Genomic DNA, 5,879 nt, shown 5'->3' with positions numbered 1-5,879 from the left:
CAATCGGCCCCCACCCCGCCGCCGACCACGAGCGACGGCGGGGCCGGCAAGGACGCCCAGGAGCCGCTCGGCCTCCCGGCGGCCGACCCGGCCGGGGGGAGCGGATCGAGTGCCGGCGGCGACGCCGGGGCCGGCTCGGGTGGCGGCCTGGTGAGCACTCCCACGATCGGGGCGAACCCGGCGGGCTAGGTGCGGGCATCGGCTCACCTACGATGGTCGGGGGACCTGCCGGGCGCTCCGGCCGGCCCGCAGCAACGTCGGCGAGAGGTCGGGCATGTCGGTCACGCAGGAACCGCTGGCACGGGGCATGGAAGGTGCGCCCGTCATCGCGGTGGAGGACAAGTTCGCCACCCTCGGGTTGACCTATGACGACATCCTGCTGCTGCCGGATGCCTCCGACCTGGTCCCCAGCGAGGCGGACACCAGCACCTGGCTGTCCCGCAACATCCGGCTGCGGGTGCCGCTGGTCTCCAGCGCCATGGACACCGTCACCGAGGCCCGGATGGCCATCTCGATGGCCCGCGAGGGCGGCCTGGGCGTGCTGCACCGCAACCTGTCGATCGACGACCAGGCGTCGCAGGCCGAGATCGTCAAGCGGTCCGAGGCGGGCATGGTCACCGACCCGGTCACCTGCCGGCCGGACGCCACCCTGCGGGACGCCGACGCGCTGTGCGCGAAGTTCCGCATCTCCGGGGTCCCGGTCACCGACGCCGACGGGCACCTGCTGGGCATCATCACGAACCGGGACATGCGGTTCGAGGTCGACAAGTCGCGTCCCGTGCGCGAGGTGATGACCAAGATGCCGCTGGTCACCGCGCCGGTCGGGGTCAGCGCGTCGGCCGCGCTCGGCCTGCTGCGCAAGCACAAGATCGAGAAGCTGCCGCTGGTCGACAGCGACGGCAAGCTGCGCGGCCTGATCACCGTCAAGGACTTCGTCAAGACCGAGCAGTACCCGTACGCCACCAAGGACGCCGACGGCCGCCTGCTGTGCGGCGCCGCGGTCGGCGTGGGCGAGGAGTCGTACAAGCGGGCGATGGCCCTGGCCGACGCCGGCGTGGACGTGATCATGGTCGACACCGCCCACGGGCACTCCCGCCGGGTGGTCGAGATGGTGGCCCGGCTGCGGCACGACGTCGGCGCCCGGGTCGACATCGTCGGCGGCAACATCGCCACCCGGGCCGGCGCGCAGGCCCTGGTCGACGCGGGCGCCGACGCGGTCAAGGTCGGGGTCGGGCCCGGCTCTATCTGCACCACCCGGGTCGTCACCGGCATCGGCGTGCCCCAGGTGACGGCGATCTGGGAGGCGGCCAAGGCCTGCCGGCCGGCCGGCATCCCGGTCATCGGGGACGGCGGCCTGCAGCAGTCCGGCGACATCGCCAAGGCCATCGCGGTCGGCGCCGACACCGTGATGCTCGGCTCGTTGCTGGCCGGCGTGGCCGAGTCCCCGGGCGAGCTGATCTTCGTCGGCGGCAAGCAGTACAAGACCTACCGGGGCATGGGGTCGCTCGGCGCGATGCAGTCCCGCGGCGAGGCGCGGTCGTACTCCAAGGACCGCTACTCCCAGGACGACGTGCTCTCCGACGACAAGCTCGTGCCCGAGGGCATCGAGGGTCGGGTGCCCTACCGGGGCCGGCTGCAGGACGTCGCCCACCAGCTCGTCGGCGGTCTGCGCGCGGCCATGGGCTACACCGGCTCGGCCACCATCGAGCAGCTCAAGGACGCCCGGGTGGTCCGGATCACCTCCGCCGGGCTGCGCGAGTCGCACCCGCACGACATCGCCATCACCTCCGAGGCGCCGAACTACATCGACCGCTGACCCGTCCGGCCGGCTCGGCCCGGCCGGAGCGGTCGACCAGCCCCGAACCGTGCGGCGCGACGATCCCGACCCGCATGGCGCGAGCGGGCCGGTCCCGCCCGCCCGGGGTGATCGGTGGCCGATCGTCGCCTACCCTTGGCCGGGCCCCGTCGGTGGGTCGCAGGCGAAGGAGGAACGGTGCCGGAGATCGAGATCGGCATGGGGCGCACCGCGCGGTCGGCGTACGAGCTGGCGGACATCGGCATCGTCCCGTCCCGGCGCACCCGCTCGTCGTCGGACATTTCCATCGGCTGGCAGATCGACGCCTACCGGTTCGACATCCCCCTGATCACCCAGCCGACGGACGCGATCGTCTCGCCCGCGGTGGCCGCCGCGGTCGGCGCGGTGGGTGGCCTGGGCGTGCTGGACGGCGAGGGCCTCTGGGCCCGGCACGCCGACCCGCAGAAGGTGATCGACGAGCTGCTGGAGCGGGCCGCGGCGGCCGACGACCCTGACGAGATCATCGCGCAGATCCAGCGGATCTACGCCGAGCCGGTGTCGGTCGACCTGCTCACCGAGGCGATCCGGACGCTGCGCGACGGCGGCGGCACCGTGTCCGTCCGGCTGTCCCCGCAGAACGCGGCGTCGCTGGCCGGCCCGGCGATCGCGGCCGGCGTGGAGTTGCTGGTCATCCAGGGCACGATCATCTCGGCCGAGCATGTGCAGGCCAACGGCACCGCGCTCAACCTCAAGTCGTTCATCGCCGACCTGGACGTGCCGGTCGTCGTGGGCGGTTGCTCGGACTACAAGACCGCGACCCACCTGATGCGCACCGGCGCCGCCGGGGTCATCGTCGGGACCGGGCACGGCAACACCACGACCACCGACGAGGTGCTGGGCATCGCGGTGCCGATGGCCACCGCGATCGCCGACGCGGCCGCCGCCCGGCGGTCCTACCTGGACGAGACCGGTGGCCGGTACGTGCACGTCATCGCGGCCGGCGGCATCGAGTCGAGCGCGGACATCGCCAAGGCCATCGCCTGCGGCGCCGACGCGGTGATGCTCGGCGAGCCGCTGACCTGGGCCGCGCAGGTGCCGGCGGCCGGCTGGTACTGGCCGACCACCGCGGCCCACCCCGTCCTGCCGCGCGGCTTCGCGGCCCCGGTCGGCCCGGCCGACGTGCCGCTGGAGCAGCTGCTGCTGGGGCCGGCGATCGGAGCGGACGGCCGGACGAACCTGTTCGGGGCGCTGCGCCGGGCGATGGCCAAGGCCGGCTACTCCGACCTCAAGGAGTTCCAGAAGGTCGGCCTGACCATCCGGGCCTGACCATGCCGGCCTGACCATGCCGGCCTGACCAGCCGGGCCTGGTCGGCCGGGCCTGGTCGGCCGGGCCTGATCAGCGGCGGCGAACCGCCACCCGCCCGCGCCGGCGTGCCGGTCCGGCCGGCGGCGGGTCGCGCGGGCTCGGTCGAGGGGTCAGAGCCAGTCCTTGCGCTTGAACAGCGTGAACAGGCCGCTCGCGGCGATCACGATGACCAGGGTGCCGACCACGAACCCGCGGGTCTCACCGAACCCCGGGTACGGCACGTTCATGCCGAGGAACCCGGTGATCAGGGTCGGCACGGCGATGATGGCGGCCCACGCCGACAGCTTCTTCATGATCACGTTCAGGTGCACGTCGGACAGGGCCAGGTTCGTCTCGTAGGCCGAGCTGAGCATCTCCCGCACCGTGTCGGTCTCCCGGGCCGCGTGCCGGGCGTGGTCGCAGACGTCCTCGAAGCGCCGCGCGGTGGCGCCGTGCAGCAGCCCGGCAGCGGGGTCGTCGTCGGCCGCCGGACGGCCGGCGGCGCCGGCCAGGTCGGCCGCCAGCTCGGCGAACGGGGCGCTGACCCGGCGCATGCCGGCGATCGCCTGCCGGATGCGGAACGCGCGCAGCTGGTCCGCCCGGTTCATCGGCTTGTCGTCGAACAGCGAGGTGGTCAGCTCGTCGGCGGCATCCGCGATGGCCAGCAGGGCCTGCCCCTGGGTGTGCACCATCAGGTCGACCAGCACGTGCAGGCCGGCCGGGACCCCGTCGACCGCCAGACCGCCCGCGGCGTCCGCGAGCCGCCGGACCAGCGGCTGCGCGGCCGCGCGGTCGGCGATCACCGCCAGCATCCGGTCGGTGGCCAGGATCGCGACCCGATCCTTGTCCAGCTGGTCGGTCGGCGCATCGAACGTGACGAGGGCGCCGATCACGATCACGGTCGACCCGACGACGTCGAGTTTGGGCGGCTCCCGGTCGGAGAGCACGTCCTCGATGGCGAAGTCGTCCAGGTCGAACAGCCGGGCGGTCTCCGCCAGCGCCGACCGGTGGCGCGGGACCCACCACCAGGCGCGGCTGTTCGGGTCCTGGGCGAGCCGGTCGCTGAGCTCGGACACCGGCACGTCGGCGACCACCGTCTCGGTGCCCCGCCAGACCCGCGACCGCGGCGTCCAACCGGCGGTGCGGCGGTCGGCGGGGACCGGCGTGGTGGTGGAGCTCACGCGGTCCATCATCCGCCTACCCTGTCGGCCATGGCCGTGCTGATCGATCCGCCCCGCTGGCCGGCCCACGGCCGGCTGTGGTCCCACCTGGTCAGCGACGTGTCCCACGCCGAGTTGCACGCGTTCGCGGCCGCCAACGGCATCCCGGAACGCGGGTTCGACCACGACCACTACGACGTGCCGCAGGAGCGGTACGCCCTTCTCGTCGCTGCCGGCGCCGAGCCGGTGCCGGCCCGGGAGCTGGTGCGTCGGTTGACCGCCGCCGGGCTGCGCCGGCCCAAACGGGACCGCCGGGGGCCCGGTGTCGGGTCGCCGGCCGGCTGAACCGAGGTTGCGCCGGCCCCCGGTGCAGTGCGCAACGGCGGTTCGGCCGGCGGCGCTTCGATAGACTCCGCCGGTTCCCGCGACCGATCGAGAGGCAGCCCGCCGTGCCCGAATCCGCCGCTCCGGCGTCCAGCCATCCGCATCCGGTGCTGGTGGTCGACTTCGGCGCCCAGTACGCCCAGCTGATCGCCCGGCGCGTCCGCGAGGCCAACGTCTACTCCGAGATCGTGCCGTCCACGGCGTCGGTCGCCGAGATCGCGGCCCGGCAGCCGGCCGCGGTCATCCTGTCCGGCGGCCCGTCGTCGGTCTACGCCGACGGCGCGCCGGCGGTCGACCCGGCCCTGTTCGACGCCGACATCCCGGTGATGGGCATCTGCTACGGCTTCCAGTCGATGGCCCAGGCCCTGGGCGGCACCGTCGCCCGCACCGGTCGCCGCGAGTACGGGGCCACCGACCTGACCGTCGCGGCGGCCGGCTCGACCCTGCTGCAGGACCTGCCGGACCGGCTGCGGGTCTGGATGAGCCACGGGGACGCGGTCGCCGCCGCCCCGGCCGGCTTCACCGTCACCGCGAGCACCCCGGACACGCCGATCGCGGCGTTCGAGAACCTCGACCGGCGGCTGGCCGGCGTGCAGTACCACCCGGAGGTCGTGCACAGCGAGCATGGCCAGGACGTGCTGCGCCGCTTCCTCTACGACGTCGCCGGCATCGCCCCCGACTGGAACCCGCAGAGCATCCTGACCGAACAGGTCGAGGCGATCCGCCGGGTCGTCGGCGACGAGAAGGTGATCTGCGGGCTCTCCGGGGGAGTGGACTCGGCGGTCGCCGCCGCCCTGGTGCACCGGGCCGTCGGCGACCAGCTGACCTGCGTGTTCGTCGACCACGGGCTGCTGCGGGCGGGGGAGCGGGAGCAGGTGGAACGCGACTACGTCGCCGCCACCGGCATCCACCTGGTGACCGTTGATGCTGCCGCCCGATTCCTTTCCGCGCTGGACGGGATCACCGAGCCGGAGACCAAGCGCAAGATCATCGGCCGGGAGTTCATCCGCGTCTTCGAGACCGCCGCGGCGCAGATCGACGCGGCCCAGGGCGGGGTGAAGTTCCTGGTCCAGGGCACCCTGTACCCGGACGTCGTCGAATCCGGCGGCGGCACCGGCACGGCCACCATCAAGTCCCACCACAACGTCGGCGGGCTGCCCGAGGACCTGCAGTTCCAGCTGGTCGAGCCGCTGCG

At 73.6% G+C, this 5,879-nt stretch carries 5 protein-coding genes and 1 pseudogene; 5 read left to right on the top strand and 1 reads right to left on the bottom strand.

Annotated elements, in window-relative coordinates; translation table 11 throughout:
- From ACOJUF_RS16550 to ACOJUF_RS16540, 3 genes and pseudogenes are all read left to right on the top strand, one after another.
- A pseudogene (locus tag ACOJUF_RS16550) lies at positions 1–189 on the top strand (lytic transglycosylase); the annotation flags it as partial.
- A 118-nt stretch (positions 190–307) separates the two neighbouring features.
- Positions 308–1,816, top strand: a complete 1,509-nt coding sequence (gene guaB / locus ACOJUF_RS16545) for an IMP dehydrogenase (protein ID WP_420122924.1) — start codon at positions 308–310, stop codon at positions 1,814–1,816.
- 198 nt (positions 1,817–2,014) lie between these two features.
- The gene (locus tag ACOJUF_RS16540) at positions 2,015–3,121 is read left to right on the top strand and encodes a GuaB3 family IMP dehydrogenase-related protein (protein WP_420122923.1); all 1,107 of its coding nucleotides are present in this window, start codon (positions 2,015–2,017) and stop codon (positions 3,119–3,121) included.
- A gap of 150 nt (positions 3,122–3,271) precedes the next feature.
- Here the strand turns inward: ACOJUF_RS16540 and ACOJUF_RS16535 are convergent, their stop codons facing one another.
- Positions 3,272–4,321 carry a magnesium transporter CorA family protein gene (locus ACOJUF_RS16535; RefSeq protein ID WP_420122922.1) on the bottom strand — a complete coding sequence of 350 codons (1,050 nt, stop codon included), beginning with the start codon at positions 4,319–4,321 and terminating at the stop codon, positions 3,272–3,274.
- A 30-nt stretch (positions 4,322–4,351) separates the two neighbouring features.
- Between ACOJUF_RS16535 and ACOJUF_RS16530 the strand changes: the two genes are divergently transcribed.
- Positions 4,352–4,645, top strand: a complete 294-nt coding sequence (locus ACOJUF_RS16530; RefSeq protein ID WP_420122921.1) for a DUF4031 domain-containing protein — start codon at positions 4,352–4,354, stop codon at positions 4,643–4,645.
- A 104-nt stretch (positions 4,646–4,749) separates the two neighbouring features.
- Positions 4,750–5,879: glutamine-hydrolyzing GMP synthase (gene guaA, locus ACOJUF_RS16525; protein WP_420122920.1), on the top strand; the 1,130-nt coding region annotated here is incomplete at its 3' end.

This window comes from Nakamurella sp. (assembly GCF_048594475.1).
Lineage (GTDB): Bacteria > Actinomycetota > Actinomycetes > Mycobacteriales > Nakamurellaceae > Nakamurella.
The sequence above is the reverse complement of the archived record's forward strand: the minus strand, read 5'-3'. Positions and strand labels throughout refer to the sequence as shown.